The following is an 18488-nucleotide window of genomic DNA, read 5'->3' on the forward strand; positions in this document are numbered from 1 at the left end:
CTTTTTTGGAATATTATCATATAATTACAGTTTGCTGAAACCAATTTTGACTGGGGGACAAGTTGGAAAAGGAAGAGCTTAAAAAGAGGGTGAGGGCGCTTCTCAAGGAAAGGAACGCCATAATGATCGCCCATAATTACCAGAGGGACGAGGTGCAGGCGGTTGCCGATATCACCGGCGACTCATTGGCCTTGAGCCAGGCCGCGGCTGAAAGCCCCGCCAGGGTGATAGTCTTCTGCGGGGTACACTTCATGGCCGAGAGCGCGGCGATACTCTCGCCTGATAAGACGGTTATAATGCCGAGGATGGACGCCGGTTGCCCGATGGCGGACATGATAACGCCTGAGGATCTCGCAAGGGAGAAGGAGAACAGGCCCGGAGTGCCTGTTGTGGCCTACGTCAATACCAGCGCGGCTGTAAAGGCCTTGAGCGACATATGCTGCACTTCGGCCAACGCGGTCAAGGTCGTGGACTCGCTCGCCGAAGAGCGGGTCTACATGATCCCTGACAGGAACCTTTCGCATTATGTCTCTCTCAGGACGAAAAAGAAGCTGGAGTGGTGGGACGGGTACTGCCCCACGCATGAGAGGCTTACGGTCAAGGATGTGCTGAAGGCCAAGGAGGAAAACCCCGGGGCGCTCTTCGTCTGCCACCCCGAGTGCAACCCTGAGGTGGTAAAACTCGCCGACCACGTCTGCTCGACGTCAGGCATGTACAGGTTTGCGAAGACGAGCGATGCGAAGACCTTCATCATCGGCACCGAGATGGGCATACTCTACAAGCTCAGGACAGAGAACCCTGATAAGAAGTTCATCCTGCCTTCGAGGGCGCTCATATGCCCGAACATGAAGCTCACGACCCTTGAGGACGTCGAAGAGAGCCTTATCGAGATGAAGAACGTAGTAACGGTTCCGGAGGACGTGAGGGAGAAGGCGAAAGCGACCCTCGACAGGATGATGCGGGTTCCGAGGGACTTTTGATTTTTTGTAAATTGTGAAGCCCCGCCCGATGAATCGGGCGGGGCTTTTTAATGTCTCACAACGGGATCTGAATTCCCTCGCCTATTACAGGCGAAGACTTCCAGTGGTCTAATGAGATTTTCAAGCTTACGTCCTATGCCAGGCTGAAAGCGCGATATCAAATGGAAGCGATTAATCTCCCCTGACCCCTCTTTCCTGAAGAGGGGTCAGGGGAGATTCCAGTCGGGCTTTCCGCAGGACGATCAGAATTTGTAGGCCGCGCTCAGCATCCCCACGTGGGCCTCGTAGCTTGGGCCGAGAAGGCTCCCGAGGGTTACGAGCCTGTTACCCCAACGGTTGTCTTCGGTTTCATCGCGCAAGAAGAATTCGCTGCCGACCTCTTCGACCCAATCGCCCGTGGCCTCCTGCATCCAGTCCTTGACCTTGTACCTGTCGTAGAGGTAGGAGAGGCCCACTACCAGGTTCTTCATGGCCTTGTACTCAAGGGTGGCGTCTATGACATGGTTCCTGTGGCTTACCTTGTCAGGGTTTGAGAAGGCATAGTAAGTGGTCGTGAGAGGCTGGTCAGAGCCGTAGCCGGTGTAATCTATGGCTACCGTCCCGTAGGAGTAGGTGTAGTCGACGGCCAGGTTCAATTTCTCCGGTATTATCACATAGCCTGCCGCGGCCCCAAAGGTGTTGGTCTTGTCGTGTACCTCGGCCATCCACTGGTTTGATGCGACGGCCCAGGTGGCAGAGGTTGTCCTGGCGTTTTCGTCGACGGCCATCCCCCGCTGGACCTGCTTTAATATCTCCCTTGAGAAAAAGACCGAGAGCGTTATGTTCTCTTCAGGCCTGTAGGAGGCGTCCACGGTATAAAAGTCCCTTCTATCCTTCAAAAGCCCGAGCTGGTCGCCCGGCGTTACTCCAGCCTCGGCGGCAAAACCGGTGCCTGCCAACGGCTGCGTGGAGGTGACGTCGGAATCGAAGTCGTCTTCCCTGAAGCTGTAGCTGGCCGAGAAAGAGAGGTCGGGGCGGGGTGAGGCCGCAGCCGATATGTCGAACTGGCTCCTCTTCCTGTCGGCTACGTCGAACTTTCTCAGGTCAGGGTGGTTCGAGAAGGCCGAGACAGGCCTGTCACTCCCGCTTTCGGCGGCGTTCGAAAAATGATAGCTTTCATCGGTGACCTCGCCGTTATAGCCGCTCCCGTCCCTTATCCCGTAGTGATACTTGAGCTTGAGGGAGAGTATCTTCGCAAGCTGCGTGGAGAGCGAGGCCTTGAATATGTCCTCGGACGTGTCAGATTCCCTGAAGTCCCTGCCTATCTCCTCCCTTTCATACCCCAGGCCGAACCTGTACCCTTTAAAAGGATAGTAGGCGTCAACCCCGTAATTCTGCTTGGCGTAATCGTAGGCAAGGTTCTTGCGCTGGTTATTGACGTTTGTCCCGCCAGAGGTGTTAGAGGATGCGTCCTGGGTCACATAGTACCATTCGTCGGTATTTGTGCCGTTCTCCAGACCGTAATAGTTGTAGAAGCCATGCAGGCCGAGCCCTTGCACAGGGATAATAGAGTAGTTAAGCTTCAGGTAGGTCGAGCTCAACTCCGCCTCGGCGGATGTCCTGGGGAGCTTGCTGGCGGAATCCCAGTCTGTTCCGAGGGCGCTATAGCTATAAGGCAGAAGGTTTTCGTTCTGGTCGAACCTGCTGTATGAGACGGTCGCGTCGAGCCTGCTTTCTTTTGGAAGGTTAAAGGCCGTCGTAAGTGTGAAGTTCTGGTAGAGGTTGTCCGGATAGAGCGCCGTCCTGCCGACGGTGGAATATGTCCTGTCTGTCGCGCCGTCCTCCACGGTCGTTGTGTTGCCGGAAGTCGGGTCGTAGAAGATGTTGTTCCACGTGAGTGAGTCGTTATCGTTATCAAAGGCCGAGAGGAGATAGGAGAACTGAACCTGGTAGTTCTCCTTTGCGTAGTCGGTCTTGAATGAAAGCTCTTTGGTGCTGTAATCCACAGGCTCGCTTATCTGGGTGTTCAGGGCCCGCGGCGGCCTGTCGCCTATCGCGGCGCTGGTGACCTCGAAGCCCTCCTTGCGCTCGACGCCCGCCGATATCTTGAAGGCAAGCTCAGGGGTGGCGTTCATTGAATAGGATATCCGTGCCTTCTCCCTCTGGGTGCCAAGCTCGGTGTCATGGAGATTGGAGGAGAGATAACTCGCTACAGTAGAGTCCTTGGCTGTCGAGGCGCCGGCGGTGCTCATGTCCACTCCCGCGGTGGAAGGGACGGTGAAGATGCCGTCGCCCTGGTAATTGTAGGGGGTCTTGGCCTTTGTGCTTATAAGGTGCGGTGTTTCGTCCCATTCGAGCTCGAATCTCCACTTGCGCCACTTGCCGGTCGCCAGGAGCACGTTCTGGTCGTCGCGGAAGAGGTTTCTGGCAGCGAGGTCTATGTATCTGCTTCCTGGCCTGTCCAGAAGCCCGAGGTTCAACCTGTACAGGTATAGCCCGTCCTTTATGTCCCTGTACTCGTTGAACTTGGCCGAGTCGCCCCCTGCGAGGTGCTGGTACCCGGCCTTCATCTCTCCCGAGTATGTTGTCTCATCTGCGGACCAGGCTAAGACCGGGAAGAAAGCGGCGATGATGGTAGAAACAATTTTTTTGCGCATTTTTGGCTACCTTGTGAATTTGGCCCCTGACGGGTGATTTGAACCGTGTATCCTCGTATGACAGTTGATGCAGCCCTTGCCGTAAGCCGCGCTGGCCCTGTTGTACCTGGGCATGTTTACGTGTCCGCCGTACTGATGGCACTGGGTACAGAGGAACGGCCCTTTGGACTTGAGCAACCCCGGGTTGTTGGAGCCATGCGGGTCGTGGCAGTTCGCGCAGCTCTCTCTTACCACCGCGTGCTCCCACAGGAACGGCCCCCTCTTTTCAGAGTGGCATGAATAGCAGGTCTCGTTTACCGAAGGGGTCTTGAGCATCTTCGGCCCTATGGAGCCGTGGGGGTTATGGCAGCCGGAGCAGGTCATCTTGCCCTCGCGCACCGGCATGTGCGAGGATTTCAGTATCTGCGCGCGCTTGTCCTGGTGGCAGTTGAGGCATATATCTGTCCCGGATACCCGGGTGGCTGAGTGCACCTTATGGCAGCTGAAGCAGCTCACGCCTGAAAGGCTATGGGTGCTTCCCTTCCAGAAAAGGGTCTCTCCCCTTTCATGGCACGCGAGGCACTTCTTTGACGCCTCAGCCGAAGGCTTGGAGAAGTTTTCGATCTTCAGGTCCTTATCCTCCCTGTCGACCGCGTCCAGGTGTTCCTTCCCGTCGCCATGGCAGTTGGCGCATCCGGAGCCGCCCTCAAGGCCGAAGGAGAGGCCGTGCCTGGTCTTTGAGTAGGCCTCCTTGACCTCCTTGTGGCATGAGAGGCACCGTATCTCCTCGACCTCATCCGCCCATGTGAGGGCCGGAAAGGCGCAAACGATAAAAAATATGGCAAATATCAGGTTCTGCATTGTCTTCATCCCGTTTTTATATGGTTTAAATTCTTATCGACACCCGGTAGATGAACTTAAGTAAAATTTTTTATATAAGGGAAATCAATGGGTTGGGGCAGCTTATGTCGGGCCGGTTGGAGGGATCGGGCCTCCGCGGAGGTCACTCCATCGACTTCCTCTGCATGTGTATCTTCTGTTTCGGATAGAGCCACTTTACCATCTCCATCAGCACGAGCGGCTGTACCGAGAAGGCGGCCACGACCGCCCAGTCAAGGAGGCTTAATGGGACTACCTTGAAGACCGACTGGAGGGAGGGCACATAGATGAGCAGCAGCTGTGTGGAGAGTATCAGCGCTACAGCCCAGTTGAGGGTCTTGTTGGAGAAGATCCCGATCTTGAAAACCGAGGTCCATGCCGAGCGGCAATTGAAGACGTGGAACTTCTGGCAGAGGACAAGTACGGTGAAGGCGATGGTCTGCGCCTTTACGAGATCTGCCTCGAAATAATAGACCTCGATGGCGAAGGGTATGAGAGTGCAGATGGCGATGAATATGCCCTGAAGGAGCATGACCCACAAAAGGTTCTTCGTGACTATGCCCTCGTTCTTCGGCCTCGGTTGCCTCGTCATGACGTCCGGGTCGACCGCCTCCATCGCAAGCCCGAGGGCGGGGAGCCCGTCGGTTACGAGGTTTGTCCATAGTATCTGTACCGGAAGTAGCGGCAGGGGCATGCCGGCGAGCGAGGCCACAAGGAGGACCAGTATCTCGCCGATATTGCAGGAAAGGAGGAAGTGGACGACCCTCCGTATGTTGTCGAATATGCCGCGCCCTTCCTCCACGGCGGAGACGATCGAGGCGAAGTTGTCATCTGTGAGGACCATGTCGCTCGCCTCTTTTGTCACGTCGGTGCCTGTCACACCCATGGCGACCCCGATATCCGCCTCTTTCAAGGCTGGCGCGTCGTTGACCCCGTCGCCTGTCATGGCGATTATCTCTCCGCGCTCCTTCCAGGCCTTCACGACCTTGAGCTTGTGCTCGGGGTTTACCCTCGCGTATACCTTTATCTTCGGCAGAAACTTAAGGAACTCTTCATGGGTGAGCCTGTCGAGCTCTTCCCCTGTTATGGCCATGTCGCCGTTTTTGAAGATACCGAGCTCCCCGGCTATCGCCACGGCTGTCGCCTTGTGGTCGCCGGTTATCATGAGAGGTGTTATCCCGGCTGAGATGGCCTTTTTTACGGCCTCGAAGACCTCCTGGCGAGGCGGGTCTATCATGCCGACGAGCCCGGCAAAGACGAGGTCCTTTTCAAGGGAGTGAGAGCTGTAGATGTCGAGATGGGAGCCGGATTCCCTGTACGCGAGCGCAAGTACCCGCAGGGCGCTCCTGGAGAAGCTCTCATCGGCCCTTGCTATGCCTTCTCTGTCGCTATCGGTCATGGGGCGCGGCCCATCTTTGTCGAGCACGGTATGGCAAAGCGGCAGGACCTTTTCCGCGGCCCCCTTTATGAAGGCGAACCAGGCCTCGTCCCCCTTCCGGTAGACGACGGTCATCCTCTTCCGTTCCGAATCGAAGGGCACCTCGCCGACAAAAGTAAGCTCCTTTTCAAGCTCTGCCTTTTCAATGCCCGCCTTGAGCCCCAGGGTAACAAGCGCCCCTTCGGTCGGGTCCCCAAGGGCCCTCCAGGAATCGCCTTCCTTCTTAAGCTCGGCCATGTTGCAGAGCGCCCCTACCTTGAGCGCCTGCATCAATACGCGCTCGGCATCGGGGTCTATTAAAGAAGGGCCCTCGCGGAAGTCTCCCGTCGGCGCGTACCCGGTCCCCGTGACCTCTATCTCGGCGCCTCCTCCGAGAAAGAGCCTCTTGACGGTCATCTGGTTCTGCGTGAGGGTGCCTGTCTTATCGGACGCGATCAGGGTAGCCGCCCCGAGCGTTTCTACAGACGGCAGTTTTCTTACGAGGGCGTGCCTCCTGACCATCCTCTGGACGCCGAGGGCCAATACTATGGTCACGACCGCCGGCAGCCCCTCCGGTATGGCGGCGACCGCGAGGCTTACGGCCACAAGGAACATGTCGAGTATTGGCTCGCCACGCAGGATGCCGAGGAAGAAGATGACTGCGACGATAATACCGGCGGCGTAGACCAGAAGGCGGCCGAACTCCTCAAGCCTCTTTTGCAGCGGGGTCGGCTCGGCCTTTACCTGCTGCAGGAGCCTGGCGATCTTGCCCATCTCTGTAGCCATGCCCGTCTCTACGACTATGCCCTTCCCCCTGCCGTAAACTACATGGGTGCCCGTATAGGCCATGTTTGTCCTGTCGGCCAGCGGAAGGGTGTTATCAAGGGGCTCTGTCTCTTTTTCTATGGGGTGGGACTCTCCTGTGAGGGCGGCTTCGGCTATCTTAAGGAAGCTCGATTCTATTATCCTGCAGTCTGCCGGCACATGGTCCCCGCTTTCGAAGACGACTACATCACCGGGTACCAGGTCCCTTGCCTGGATCGTGGAGAGCGTGTTATCCCTCAAGACCTTGGCGTTTGGGGCGGAGAGTTTTTTAAGCGCGTCCATGACCTTCGCGGCCTTGGCCTCCTGCATGAAGCCGATTATGCCGTTAAGGACGACTATGCCCATGATGGCCAGCGCGTCTATCCATTCTCCAAGGAGCCCGGCTATGGCGGCGGCGCCTATGAGGACAAGTATGATGAAGTCGGTGAACTGCTTGAGGAATTTAAGGACAGGGTGCTCTTTTTTCTCCCCGGAGAGCTGGTTGTGGCCGTATTTGGCCAGACGGCCTTTGGCCTCGGTGTGGCTGAGCCCGCGCTGGGCGTCTGTAGAGAGCTCAGAGATTATGGATTCGGTCTTTTTCTGGTACCAGTCCATAGGCAGAATAAAAAAGACCTTTACGGGGCTATCCCGCCAAAGGTCTTTGATAAAATCTCCTGGTTTAACCTTGGTTTTTCCATCTTCAATAAAACTTAAACATAGAGACGGAGCGGTGTCAAGTAAAGGAAGCCTGTAGCCACATTGCAACTGCCGGAATTCTCGATTGAATTTAAACGATGTCCTGTAATATAATAACAAATTAGCCGTTTTTGTCACCAGACCCGATTGCCGGATGAGTGTAATGGCCATGCTGAAAGCTGGAGTTAAGAGGGTGCTCGTGAGGGTGCCGAACTGGATAGGGGACGCTGTCATGTGCCTTCCTGCCCTTGACGCGCTCAAGGCCCTTTATCCGTCGGCGAAGCTTACCCTGCTCGCGAAGGCGAGGGTGGTCCCTGTCTTTGAGAACAACCCGGCCGTCGCGGGAATAATCGAGTATGGCGAGGGGCACAGGGGGCTCCTGGGGAGGCTCAGGCTTGCGGCCGAGCTTAAGCGGGGGGGCTTTGACCTGGCGGTCCTCTTCCAGAACGCGTTTGACGCGGCCTTCATATCATTTCTTTCAAGGATACCTGAGCGCGCGGGCCATGCCAGGGACTTGAGGTCGCCGCTCCTTACCCGCGCCATAACAGCCTCGGACGAAGTCAAAAAAAAGCACCAGGTATTTTATTATCTCAATATAATAGAGGCCCTTGGCGGCAAAGTCCCGGACAGGCCTTTGCCGGGCCTGTATATATCGGAAGAAGAGTCCCGCTGGGCAAGGCGGTTCCTCAAGGAAAGAGGGCTTGAAGGGGCGCCCGTTTTCGGCGCGGCTCCGGGCGCGAGCTACGGGCCAGCAAAGAGGTGGCCGCCGGAGAGGTTCGCTTCCGTGCTTGGCGCTCTCGCGGCTGAAAGAAAAGGCGCCGCCCTCGTATTCGGCGGCCCGGAGGATACGGAGGCGTGCGCCGCTGTAAAGGCCGCCTTCGCCCCGGCGATAGACCTCTCCGGCAAGCTCACGCTCAGGCAGTCGATGGCCCTTGTCTCTTTGGTAGAGGCGGTGGTGACAAACGACTCGGGGCCGATGCACATATCGGCTGCCCTGGGGGTGCCGACAGTAGCGGTCTTCGGCTCGACGGAAGATTCGCTTACCGGGCCTTTGGGCGAGAGGGTAACAGTGGTGAGAAAAAAGATAGAGTGCAGCCCGTGCTTCAAAAGGGAGTGCAGGTTCGGGCATTACGACTGCTTGAGGGCGATAGGGGCGGACGAGGTCCTTACCGCGATAAAGGGGTTGGCGGCATGAATTCCAAAGCTACGGTCTTTCTCGACAGGGACGGCACGATAAACGAGGACGTCGGTTATCTCTCAGACCCGCAGCGGCTGGTCCTCATCGAGGGCGCCGTAAAGGCCATACGCCTCATGAACGAGCTGGGGATAAAGGTCATAGTAATAAGCAACCAGTCGGGCGTGGGCAGGGGCTATTACACAGACGCCGATGTCGAGGCCGTGAACTCGAGGCTCAAAGAGCTTCTTGCCGTTGGCGGGGCAAGGCTCGACGCCATCTACTACTGCAACCACCATCCGGACATCGACTGCTCTTGCCGCAAGCCCGGTACAGGGCTTGCTGAGCAGGCGGCCCTGGAACATGAGCTTAACTCCAATAAGGCTTATGTGGTCGGGGACAAGGCCTCGGACATGGGGCTTGCAAGGAACCTCGGCGCCAGGGGCATACTCGTCCTTACAGGCAAGGGGGCGCATGAGCTTGAGGGGATGGAAGAGGCCCCTGACTTCATAGCAAAGGATATCCTGGAGGCCGCTGGCTGGATACTCGCGGACCTTGGGCGTAACCCTTGATAAAGGTCCTTATAATAAAGCTCTCATCCATTGGCGACGTCGTCCATACCCTGCCAGCGCTAAAGGCCTTAAGGGACGGCCTTGGCCCCGCGGCACGGATAGACTGGCTCGTGGAGGAGGCGGCAAGCGGCGTCCTTTCGGGGCATCCGCTCATAGATGAGGTCATCGTCGTCAAAAGGGGCTGGGCGAGAGGTCTTTCAGAGAACCTCAAGACGGCGGGGCTCCTCAGGTCCAGGGGCTATGACCTTGTGCTCGATTTCCAGGGGCTCCTTAAAAGCGGCGTATGGGTGCTCCTTGCAGGGGGAAAGAGGAAAATAGGTTTTTCGAACGCGAGGGAGCTTAGCCACATCTTCCTTAACGAAAAGCTACCGTCCTATGACCCGGAGATGCACGCCGTCGACAGATACCTGGCGCTTGCGAGGCACGCCGGAGGGGCGGCAGGGGCGGCAGGGTTTACGCTTGAACTGGGGGGCGCTATCGCGTCCGTAAAAGAGAAGCTCAGGCAAAAAGGGGTGGATGATTCCTTTTTCGTCATGGTCACCCGCGCGAGGTGGGCTGCCAAACTATGGAAAGATGAACTGTTCATCGAGAGCGCCAGAAGGATAACCGCGGACGGCAGGCTCAAGGCAGTTCTGACCGGCGGGGCTGCTGACAGGCCCGCCCTCGAAGAGATGGCCAAGGCCGCTGGCGGGGCCTATATCGCCACAGACCTTAAGGAGATGGCCGCCTTAAGCGCCCTCTCAAGCTTTGTGCTGACGGTCGATTCCGGCCCCATGCACCTCGCCGTCGCCGCAGGCGCGAAGGTAATAGCCCTCTTCGGGCCGACCGCGCCATGGAGGACAGGGCCTTACGGAGCTGGTCACATCATTATAAGGCAGGGGCTTCCCTGCAGCCCCTGCTACAAAAGGGAATGCGTCGACCCCATATGCATGAGCGGGATAACGGTCGATGAAGTGATGGAGGCGGTTGAAAAATTAAGGTGACCAGAGAGTTTTGTCTTTAACAGACCCAAAAAGCCCGGCAGGGCGTAGATGGTGCTGTTGGCGGCAAGACATAAAAAACAGTTTTTTTTAATCGACAGAGCTGATTCAAAAAACACAGAAATCGGGTTAACATGGACGCCATCATAAACTTCGACACCGAACTCTTCAGGCTCATAAATACATCATGGACCGCCCCGTTCCTCGACTCTCTCATGGTCTACGTGACAGGCAAGATGAACTTCCTGGGCGTTATCATCGTCGCGGCTGTCCTCATCTGGACGCTCGGAAAGAGGCAGGACAGGATAGGGCTCATCGTCCTCGTAGCGGTCGTCCTTACGAGCGATTTCGCCTCCAACTATATAAAAGGCGTTTTCATGAGGATAAGGCCCTGCAACTCCCTCGAAGGGGTGCGCCTGCTCGTGGGCTGCGGCGGCTCCTTTGCCATGCCCTCCGGACACGCCACCAACATATTCGCCGCGATGGTATTCCTCTCTGCCAGGTACATGAAGCTCTGCCCCGTATTCCTGATAATCGCCGCGCTTGTTGCGTACTCAAGGGTCTACGTGGGCGTGCACTATCCGGCTGACGTAACGGTCGGGGCCATCCTCGGCGGGGCTATAGCGCTCGCCTTTTACTCTGCTGAAAGAGGGTATCTCAGAAGGAGGCTTGTAAAGGCGCTTGAGGCGCTAAGGTCGAGGAGGGGCGCGCCTTGAGATACAGGAATCTGACGATACTCTTCATAGCCCTTCTTACCATCTTCAGGGGCGCCTACATCATATGGGGCCCTTTTGACGTATCGCCGGACGAGGCCCATTACTGGGAATGGTCGAGGAGGCTGGACCTCTCTTACTACAGCAAGGGGCCGGGGGTAGCCTATGTCATAGCCCTTTTTACCTCTGTTTTCGGGGCGAATGAGTTTGGCATAAGGATAGGCGCGGTCCTTTTCTCGGCAGCCGGCTCTTTTATGATCTATCTCCTCGGCAGGGGCCTTTTCGAAAGCGAAAAGGCCGGGTTTTACTCGGCCCTCATAGCCAACCTGAACCCGCTCTTTTCCATAGGCGCTATCCTCATGACGACCGACGTGATGCTCATCTTTTTCTGGGCCGCCTCGGTCTGGTGCTTTCACCTCGGGACAATAAGGAGGCGCTCGGGCTGGTGGTACCTCGGAGGCCTGCTCGCGGGCATTGGCTTTCTGGGCAAATATACGATGGCGCTCATCTACCCATGCCTCTTCCTCTATCTTCTCGCCTCCAGGCGGGACAGGTACTGGCTTAAAAGGGCTGAGCCGTACCTCGCCGCCCTTTTAAGTCTCATTGCCGCAAGCCCGGTTATCCTCTGGAATATTATAAATGGACAGGTTACAATAAAGCACACCATCGGGCAGGCCCATATGGGTGAAGGCGGCCTGCACTGGGCGGCCTTTTTCGAGTTCCTCGGCGCGCAGGCCGGGCTACTTACGCCCCTTATTTTCATAGCGATGGTCTATGGGGTCTGGATGGCCCTGTCGAGGGGTCTCAGGGAGAGAAGGGATGAGCTGTTGCTGGCGTTTTTCGCCTCAGCGCCCCTTTTCGCCTTTTTTCTGCTGAAGAGCCTCCACGGGAAGGTGCAGGCCAACTGGGCCGTGGCCTCTTTCGTGACAGCTTTCCCTGCCGCGGCGTGGGCCGTTGAAAGGCTCTGCGAGAGGCAGCAGCCGCCCCGCAAGAGGATAATAAAGGGGATAGCCGCCTTTGGCATCGGTCTTGGCGCGGCCGCCTCGTTTATAGCTTATTTTCCCTGGGTGCTCGAACCACTCGGGGCCAGGAAGATAATAACCGGAGCGCCGTACAACAGGGTAATCGGCTGGGAGGAGCTTGGGCGGAAGGTATCGCTCATGAGAGACGGGATGAAAAGGCCCGGGGATGTGTTGATACTGAGCGATACCTACCAGATCACGAGCGAGCTCGCCCTTTATACCGAAGGCAACCCGAAGGCCTATAACGTCAATACAGGGGACAGGCGCATGAACCAGTACGACCTGTGGCCCGGCCCTCAGGAGCACCTCGGTAAGGACGCGATATACGTAAAGGGCGGGGATGCCGGGATAGAGCCCATGGTAGAGAAGGCCTTCAGCGCCTGCCAGAAGGAGCTTGTCGAGATAGACTGGGGAGGAAGGCCCGTAAAGGAGTTCTCCGCCTTCCGCTGTTACGGCTTCAAGGGCTTTGAAGCCAAAGAGATCAGAAATTACTGAGCGCCCGAGAGCGCTTTAGGAGGCCGTTTTTTTGGAAGAGTCTGTTTCCATAGTCATACCGGTTTACGAAGAGGAAGAGAGCCTGCCCCATCTCTATAAGTCCATAAAGGAAGCGATGGACGGGCTTGGGAGGAAGTACGAAATAGTCTTTGTGGACGACGGCAGCAAGGACGGTACCTTAAGGGTGCTGGAATCCATCCAGGAGAAGGACCCCGCGGTGATCGTGGTCTCTTTCAGGAGGAACTTCGGCCAGACCGCGGCTATGGCAGCCGGGTTCGAGTATGCCAAGGGCGACATCATCATCACCATGGACGCGGATTTGCAGAACGACCCCAAGGACATACCCAGGCTCCTTGAGAAGATAAACGGCCATGACGTGGTGAGCGGCTGGCGCAAGCGCCGCCAGGACAAGTTCATATCCCGCAGGCTCCCGTCGATCGTGGCCAACGGGCTTATCTCCTGGGTCACCGGGGTCCGCCTCCACGACTACGGCTGCACGCTCAAGGCCTACAGGAAAGAGGTCATAAAGAACGTCAGGCTCTACGGAGAGATGCACAGGTTCATCCCTGCGATAGCGAGCTGGGTGGGGGCGTCGATAACGGAGGTGGAGACCAACCACCATCCAAGGAAGTTCGGAAAGTCCAAGTACGGGATATCAAGGACGATAAGGGTAGTACTCGACCTTATTACGGTAAAGTTCCTGCAGAGCTTCTCCACAAGGCCCATACACGCCTTCGGCCCCGGGGGGCTGGCCCTCGGCTTCATAGGCTTCATCATCGCCCTTTATCTCAGTTTCGAGAAGATAGTGATGGGAGAGAGCATAGGCGGCAGGCCGCTTCTTTTCCTTAGCGTACTCATGATGATACTCGGGGTCCAGCTCGTCATAATGGGCCTTTTGGGCGAGATGCTCGCCAGGGTCTATCACGAGTCCCAGGGCAAGCCCATCTATACGGTGAGAAAGGTGCTGGGCAGATGAAGGGCTTCCTTTCGACCGTAGTCAAGGTCTTTGTCAGCGTCGCGATAATGTATTTCCTCTTGCGAAGCCTCGATACCTCCGAGCTCTGGGAGACCGTCGCGTCTGTGAACCCCCTTGCTATCGTCTTTGTCGCGGTGCTTTTCATCTGCCTCCAGTCGATATCCACCTACCGGTGGTCGGTAATACTCAAAAAGGACCTGGACGTCCCTTACCTGAGGCTCTTTTCGATATACTTCGTCGGGATGTTCTTCAATAACTTTCTTCCCACGATGGTCGGGGGCGACCTCGTCAAGGGATATTACCTCTACAGGTATTCGAAGAACGGGAACGTGGCGCTCGCCTCGATATTCATGGACAGATATGCCGGGTTCGGTGCTCTCATGGTCATAACGTCGCTTGCTCTCATCCCGGGCTACGCCCTTATAAAAGGCACCCAGCTGCCGGGCTTTTTCGTCATCCTCATAGGCGGCTTCGCCGCCATGAGCATGGTCATCTGGATAGGGCCTCTGCATTCCTGGGCGATGAGAATACTGGAGAGGATCCACTTCTACGGTATAAACAGGAAGATAGACACCTTCTACAAGGTGCTCATGAGCTATAAGAAGCGCTACGACATACTCGTCAAGATATTCGCGTGCTCGGTCCTTGTCCAGGGGGGCGTCATACTGGGCTATTACGTGCTGGGGACAATGGGCCTCGGCATGCAGATTCCACTGGGCTATTATTTTCTCTTCATACCCCTCACGACGGTCATTTCCATGCTCCCGATATCGCTTTCCGGGATCGGCATAAGGGAGGGGGCGTTCATCTACCTCTTCGCGATGGCCGGGGCCACGAAGGAGGAGGCCATCGCCCTTTCGCTCCTCTGGTTCGCCACCTCCGTCCTTGTCAGCATGATAGGCGGGGTGGAGTACGTGAGGATGGGCGGAAGGAAGGCCGTCCGCGAGGGCATGTCCGGGCAGTAACCGTTATTGAGTGTTATACTATATCCATTTTCCGGAGGTATCGTATCCATGCCAATAGACAAGGAGCTACTTGATATCCTCGCCTGCCCGAAGTGCAAGGGGAAGGTGAAGCTCACCGATAAAAAGGACGGGCTTCTCTGCGAGAGGTGCAGGCTCATATATCCCATCAAGGACGATATCCCGGTGATGCTCATAGACGAGGCGCTGCCCGTCAAGTGATACCAGGAAGCCGATGCCGCGACTGACGGTCACCATCATAGCCCTCAACGAAGAGGCGAACATCAGGGGCTGCCTGGAAAGCGTCAAATGGGCGGACGAGATAATCGTCTCTGATTCAGGGAGCGATGACAGGACCGTCGATATCTGCAGGGAGTACGGGGCCAGGGTCTTCAACGACGAGTGGCTCGGCTTCGGCAGGCAGAAGAACCTCGCCGGGGACAGGGCCTCCGGCGACTGGATACTAAACATAGACGCCGACGAGAGGGTGACGCCGGGGCTAAAAGAAGAGATACTCGAGGCGATGGCGGGCGGCGCGAAAGGGTATTACGTCCCGAGGAAGAACTACTTCGGCGACAGGTGGATAAGGCATTGCGGCTGGTGGCCCGACTACAACCTGCGCCTTTACAGGAAGGGGTCGGGCAGGTTCACCGACAGGTACGTGCACGAAAGGGTCGAGGTTAAAGGCCCCACGGCGAAGCTTAAAAGCCCTCTTGAGCACAGGACCTATAAGGACGTATCGGATTATTTGGGGAGGATGGAGAGGTACTCGACCCTTGCCGCCGAGGAGATGCTCAACCAGGGCAGGAACGCGGGTATAACCGACATACTCCTTCGGCCGTCTTTCACGTTTTTCAAGATGTACGTATTAAGGCGCGGTTTTCTGGACGGGACGGCCGGTGTGATCCTCTCGATACTCTACGCTTCATACACGCTTGCCAAATACGCCAAGCTATGGGAGATGAAGTCCGGGCTTAAATGACGGCAGGTAAAATCGGATCGGATTTAATGTGTGGACCATTTTTCATTCAGAGGCATCTCTTGGCTGGGGCGGGCAGGAGATAAGGATCCTGAACGAGTCGCTTGGCATGAAGGCCAGGGGGCACAGGGTGATCATCATCGCCCAGGACGATAGCCTGATACTTGAAAAGGCCCGCCTCGCGGGCCTTGACGCCTTATCCGTATCCTTCAGGAAGAAGGATTATCCAAAGACCGTTCTCTCCCTCGTAAGATCCATAAAGAAGTACAGGCCTGACATCGTCAACACTCATAGTTCAAGGGACAGCTGGCTTCTGACCCTGGCATCAAGGCTTTCGAAGAAGAGGCCGGCTGTCATAAGGACCAGGCACATCTCTACCCCGGTATCGGTGGGTTTCGCGTCCTCTTTGATATACCGGAGGCTTCCTGACAAGATCGTCACCACCGCCGAGGCGATAAGAGAAGCGCTGATAGAAAGAAACGGCGTTGACCCTGGAAAGGTAGTATCGATCCCGACGGGCATCGATACGGCGGCCTTTGACCCCGGGCGCGGCCTTGCCGGGATAAGGCAAGAGATTGGGGCCGGCCCCGATACGCCGGTCGTCGGCATGGTCTCTGTTTTAAGGAGCTGGAAAGGCCATGAGTATTTCATAGAGGCTGCCCGTTTTGTGGCAGAGAGGTTCCCTCTGGCCAGGTTCGTTATCACCGGCGACGGCCCGAGAAAAGGCGCCATTTCCGAGGCGATAGCGTCCAGCGGGCTTGGGGCCCGTTTTCATCTCCTCGGCCACAGGGACGACGTTCCGAATATCCTCTCTTCCCTCGATATCTTCGTCCAGCCCTCATACGCCAACGAGGGAGTGCCGCAGTCGGTCCTGCAGGCGATGGCGATGGGGGTCCCGGTAGTAGCTACCGATCTAAAGCCCTTTAAGGAAATCGTAAAAGACAGAGAGACAGGGCTTCTTGCGCCTGTAAAAGACCCGCAAGCCCTTGCGGACAGGATATCGGAGATCCTTGCCGACGCGCGCCTTTCCGAGAGGCTTTCAAAAAACGCGAGGGCGCTTGCGCTGAAGAGTTTTTCCATAGAGAGCATGCTCGACAGGACAGAAGAGCTCTACTCCGGGTTGCTTTCTTCACGGTCCGTTGCCGCGCCTGAGAACGCTGGCACCAAAACTCATTCGGAGTAGCTTGCCTGGTGAAAGTAGCGTTAGTGCTCCAGAGATATAATCCGTTCGGCGGATACGAGCGTCAGGCCGCCCTCCTGGCAAGGTCGCTCGTAAGGCGCGGCGTCTTTGTCACGGTCTTTACAGGCGAGTGGGCCTCTGGGCCCGAAGAGGGCATCGAGGTCGTAAGGGTGCCTGTTGTAAGGCTTGCCTCATGGCTTAAGGTCCTTTCATTCGCCTTTTTCAGCAAACGCATGCTCTCCAGGCATAAAGGCTTTGATGTCGTGCTGGGCTATGACAGGACCATTTCGATGGATATATACAGGGCGGGGAACGCCTGCCACAGGGAATGGCAGGCGTTCCGGAGAAGGCATGGGGGGCTCAGGGAGCATATCTCTTTGGCCATAAATCCGCTTCACGCCGTGATAAACGGGATCGAGAAACGCCTTTTCGGGAATATCCAGAGGGGGAAGGGAAAGATCGTAGTCCTCTCCGAGGTGGGAAAAGACCAGATACTGAAGCATTACAGCGTGGATGCTGGCCGTTTCTTTGTGATACCTCCAGCGCTGGACCTTACCCGTATAGAATTCCATATAGACGATGAGGCTAAAAAGAAGGCAAGGGAGCCCCTCGGCATCTCCCCGGATATCCCGTTGCTCCTCCATGTCGGCTCTGGTTTTTCCATAAAAGGGCTTGAGTCGACCATAAGGGCGGCGGCTATCCTCAAGGAGAAGGGGAGCAGGGCCATCCTTCTGGTCGCCGGCAAAGACAAGGGTGGGACAAAAAGGCTTGAAAAGCTCGCCGCCTCGCTCGGCGTGAAGGACAGGGTCATCTTCCTCGGCGGCGTGAAGGACGTAGGGGCGCTCTATTCGGCCGCCGACCTCTTTGTGCTGCCCTCCCTTTTCGAGACATTCGGGACAGCCGCCATAGAGGCGCTGGCAGCGGGGCTGCCTGTCATATTGGGCAAGGGGGCCGGGGCGGCCCGGTTTATAGAGGACGAAAAGGCAGGCTGGACGGTGGATGTGCCCGCGGACCAGGTCAGGCTCGCGTCGATGATCGAAGAGGCGCTCTTGGAGGAAGAGGGGCACAAACGCGCCGGCAGGCTCGCCTCAGAGCGTACACGCAGGAGGAATGCCGCGTTAAAGTGCGGCCCTGATGTGGTCATGGCAAGGTTCATATCCCTCGTCGAGACGGCGGCAGCCGAAAAGAAAGCGGCCTCCGGGCGAACGCGTGGAGTGGCGGGATGATGCCGAAGGTAAGCGTGATCATAGGCGCCTATAACTATCTTTCATACTTGAAGCTCTGCATGCGCGCTCTCGAGAGGCAGACCTTCAGGGATTTCGAGGTCATTATCGCGGACGACGGCTCCGGGCCAGAGGTGCGCGAGTGGCTTGATTCCTACGCCCCTTTTTTCCCGGTCAAGCACATCTGGCAGGAGGACAAGGGGTTCAGGAAATGCAGGATACTGAACCGCGCCATCCTTGAGTCCGGAGGGGAGTATATAATATTCCTGGACGCGGATTGCGTTGTGGCGAAGGATTTCATAGAGGCGCATTGGAAAAGGCGAAAAGAAGGCGCGTTCCTCGGCGGCAGACGGGTGATGATGGGGAGAAGGCTCTCGGAGGGAGTGACCTTCGAGATGGTCGATAACGGGAGTTTCGACGGGCCTACCCTGTGGGGCGCGTACCAGTCCTTATCCGGAAGGATAAAATATTACGAGGAATCGCTAAGGATACTCAGCCGCATCAGGGGGGAGGCGCCCTTTAGCCTTCTGGGCTGTAATTTTTCCGTACACAGGAAAGACATACTCTCTGTGAACGGTTTCGACGAGGAGTACGAGACCAGGGGTGGCGGCGAGGACACCGACATATCTCACAGGCTGAAGGCAGCCGGGTTCAAGATGAGATCAGCGAGGTATGTGGCCGTGCAGTTTCACCTTGGGCATGAGAAGACCGAGAGCAAGGACGCCTCGGCAAGGATGTTCAGGGAAAAGAGCGGCATGGTGCGGGGCCCGGAAGACGCCGGCAAGGTAAAAAGCAGGATAGCCGAGTGGAGGAAGGGATAG

15 protein-coding genes are annotated in these 18488 nt (G+C 56.8%); 12 read left to right on the forward strand and 3 right to left on the reverse strand.

Annotation, left to right across the window (positions count from 1 at the left end; translation table 11 throughout):
* Window positions 1-62 precede the first annotated feature (62 nt).
* Entirely contained in the window at window positions 63-980 is a 918-nt protein-coding gene (locus tag A2V21_308580) for a quinolinate synthase (GenBank protein OIJ74308.1), read from the forward strand.
* A gap of 242 nt (window positions 981-1222) precedes the next feature.
* On the opposite strand, the gene A2V21_308585 is transcribed toward A2V21_308580, so the two are convergent.
* The 3 genes from A2V21_308585 to A2V21_308595 form a co-directional block, all read right to left on the reverse strand.
* The gene (locus tag A2V21_308585) at window positions 1223-3616 is read right to left on the reverse strand and encodes a hypothetical protein (protein OIJ74309.1); all 2394 of its coding nucleotides are present in this window, start codon (window positions 3614-3616) and stop codon (window positions 1223-1225) included.
* 6 nt (window positions 3617-3622) lie between these two features.
* The gene (locus tag A2V21_308590; protein ID OIJ74310.1) at window positions 3623-4465 is read right to left on the reverse strand and encodes a hypothetical protein; all 843 of its coding nucleotides are present in this window, start codon (window positions 4463-4465) and stop codon (window positions 3623-3625) included.
* A gap of 133 nt (window positions 4466-4598) precedes the next feature.
* A complete protein-coding gene (locus tag A2V21_308595; protein OIJ74311.1) occupies window positions 4599-7310 on the reverse strand; it encodes a hypothetical protein in 2712 nt (903 codons plus the stop codon).
* Window positions 7311-7554: 244 nt separating this feature from the next.
* Between A2V21_308595 and A2V21_308600 the strand changes: the two genes are divergently transcribed.
* From A2V21_308600 to A2V21_308650, 11 genes are all read left to right on the forward strand, one after another.
* Complete coding sequence (locus A2V21_308600; GenBank protein OIJ74312.1) at window positions 7555-8586, forward strand: lipopolysaccharide heptosyltransferase II; 1032 nt, start codon at window positions 7555-7557, stop codon at window positions 8584-8586.
* Window positions 8583-9137, forward strand: coding sequence for a hypothetical protein (locus tag A2V21_308605; GenBank protein ID OIJ74313.1), 555 nt, complete (start codon window positions 8583-8585; stop codon window positions 9135-9137). The genes A2V21_308600 and A2V21_308605 overlap by 4 nt, the downstream gene beginning before the upstream one ends.
* On the forward strand, window positions 9137-10120 hold the full coding sequence (locus A2V21_308610) for a hypothetical protein (GenBank protein ID OIJ75125.1): 984 nt from the start codon (window positions 9137-9139) through the stop codon (window positions 10118-10120). The genes A2V21_308605 and A2V21_308610 overlap by 1 nt, the downstream gene beginning before the upstream one ends.
* A gap of 131 nt (window positions 10121-10251) precedes the next feature.
* Window positions 10252-10833 (forward strand): hypothetical protein, encoded by a 582-nt coding sequence (locus A2V21_308615; GenBank protein ID OIJ74314.1) that lies wholly within the window; start codon window positions 10252-10254, stop codon window positions 10831-10833.
* Window positions 10830-12347, forward strand: a complete 1518-nt coding sequence (locus A2V21_308620) for a hypothetical protein (protein OIJ74315.1) — start codon at window positions 10830-10832, stop codon at window positions 12345-12347. The genes A2V21_308615 and A2V21_308620 overlap by 4 nt, the downstream gene beginning before the upstream one ends.
* 31 nt (window positions 12348-12378) lie before the next feature.
* A complete protein-coding gene (locus tag A2V21_308625) occupies window positions 12379-13323 on the forward strand; it encodes a glycosyl transferase (protein ID OIJ74316.1) in 945 nt (314 codons plus the stop codon).
* The gene (locus tag A2V21_308630; protein OIJ74317.1) at window positions 13320-14288 is read left to right on the forward strand and encodes a hypothetical protein; all 969 of its coding nucleotides are present in this window, start codon (window positions 13320-13322) and stop codon (window positions 14286-14288) included. The genes A2V21_308625 and A2V21_308630 overlap by 4 nt, the downstream gene beginning before the upstream one ends.
* 232 nt (window positions 14289-14520) lie before the next feature.
* Complete coding sequence (locus tag A2V21_308635; GenBank protein ID OIJ74318.1) at window positions 14521-15267, forward strand: glycosyl transferase family 2; 747 nt, start codon at window positions 14521-14523, stop codon at window positions 15265-15267.
* 16 nt (window positions 15268-15283) lie between these two features.
* The gene (locus A2V21_308640) at window positions 15284-16447 is read left to right on the forward strand and encodes a hypothetical protein (GenBank protein ID OIJ74319.1); all 1164 of its coding nucleotides are present in this window, start codon (window positions 15284-15286) and stop codon (window positions 16445-16447) included.
* 23 nt (window positions 16448-16470) lie between these two features.
* The gene (locus A2V21_308645) at window positions 16471-17670 is read left to right on the forward strand and encodes a hypothetical protein (protein ID OIJ74320.1); all 1200 of its coding nucleotides are present in this window, start codon (window positions 16471-16473) and stop codon (window positions 17668-17670) included.
* The gene (locus A2V21_308650; protein ID OIJ74321.1) at window positions 17667-18488 is read left to right on the forward strand and encodes a hypothetical protein; all 822 of its coding nucleotides are present in this window, start codon (window positions 17667-17669) and stop codon (window positions 18486-18488) included. Before A2V21_308645 ends, A2V21_308650 begins: the two co-directional genes overlap by 4 nt.

The sequence above is a fragment of the Deltaproteobacteria bacterium GWC2_55_46 genome (assembly GCA_001595385.3).
In the GTDB taxonomy this organism is placed as follows: Bacteria; Desulfobacterota; GWC2-55-46; order GWC2-55-46; family GWC2-55-46; genus UBA5799.

Excerpts from the sequence above, each read along its gene's own strand:
- A2V21_308585 (OIJ74309.1), bottom strand. The coding sequence starts at position 3,616 with ATGCGCAAAAAAATTGTTTCTACCATCATCGCCGCTTTCTTCCCGGTC.
- A2V21_308590 (OIJ74310.1), bottom strand. The coding sequence starts at position 4,465 with ATGAAGACAATGCAGAACCTGATATTTGCCATATTTTTTATCGTTTGC.
- A2V21_308595 (OIJ74311.1), bottom strand. The coding sequence starts at position 7,310 with ATGGACTGGTACCAGAAAAAGACCGAATCCATAATCTCTGAGCTCTCT.
- A2V21_308600 (OIJ74312.1), top strand. The coding sequence starts at position 7,555 with ATGGCCATGCTGAAAGCTGGAGTTAAGAGGGTGCTCGTGAGGGTGCCG.
- A2V21_308605 (OIJ74313.1), top strand. The coding sequence starts at position 8,583 with ATGAATTCCAAAGCTACGGTCTTTCTCGACAGGGACGGCACGATAAAC.
- A2V21_308615 (OIJ74314.1), top strand. The coding sequence starts at position 10,252 with ATGGACGCCATCATAAACTTCGACACCGAACTCTTCAGGCTCATAAAT.
- A2V21_308630 (OIJ74317.1), top strand. The coding sequence starts at position 13,320 with ATGAAGGGCTTCCTTTCGACCGTAGTCAAGGTCTTTGTCAGCGTCGCG.
- A2V21_308635 (OIJ74318.1), top strand. The coding sequence starts at position 14,521 with ATGCCGCGACTGACGGTCACCATCATAGCCCTCAACGAAGAGGCGAAC.
- A2V21_308650 (OIJ74321.1), top strand. The coding sequence starts at position 17,667 with ATGATGCCGAAGGTAAGCGTGATCATAGGCGCCTATAACTATCTTTCA.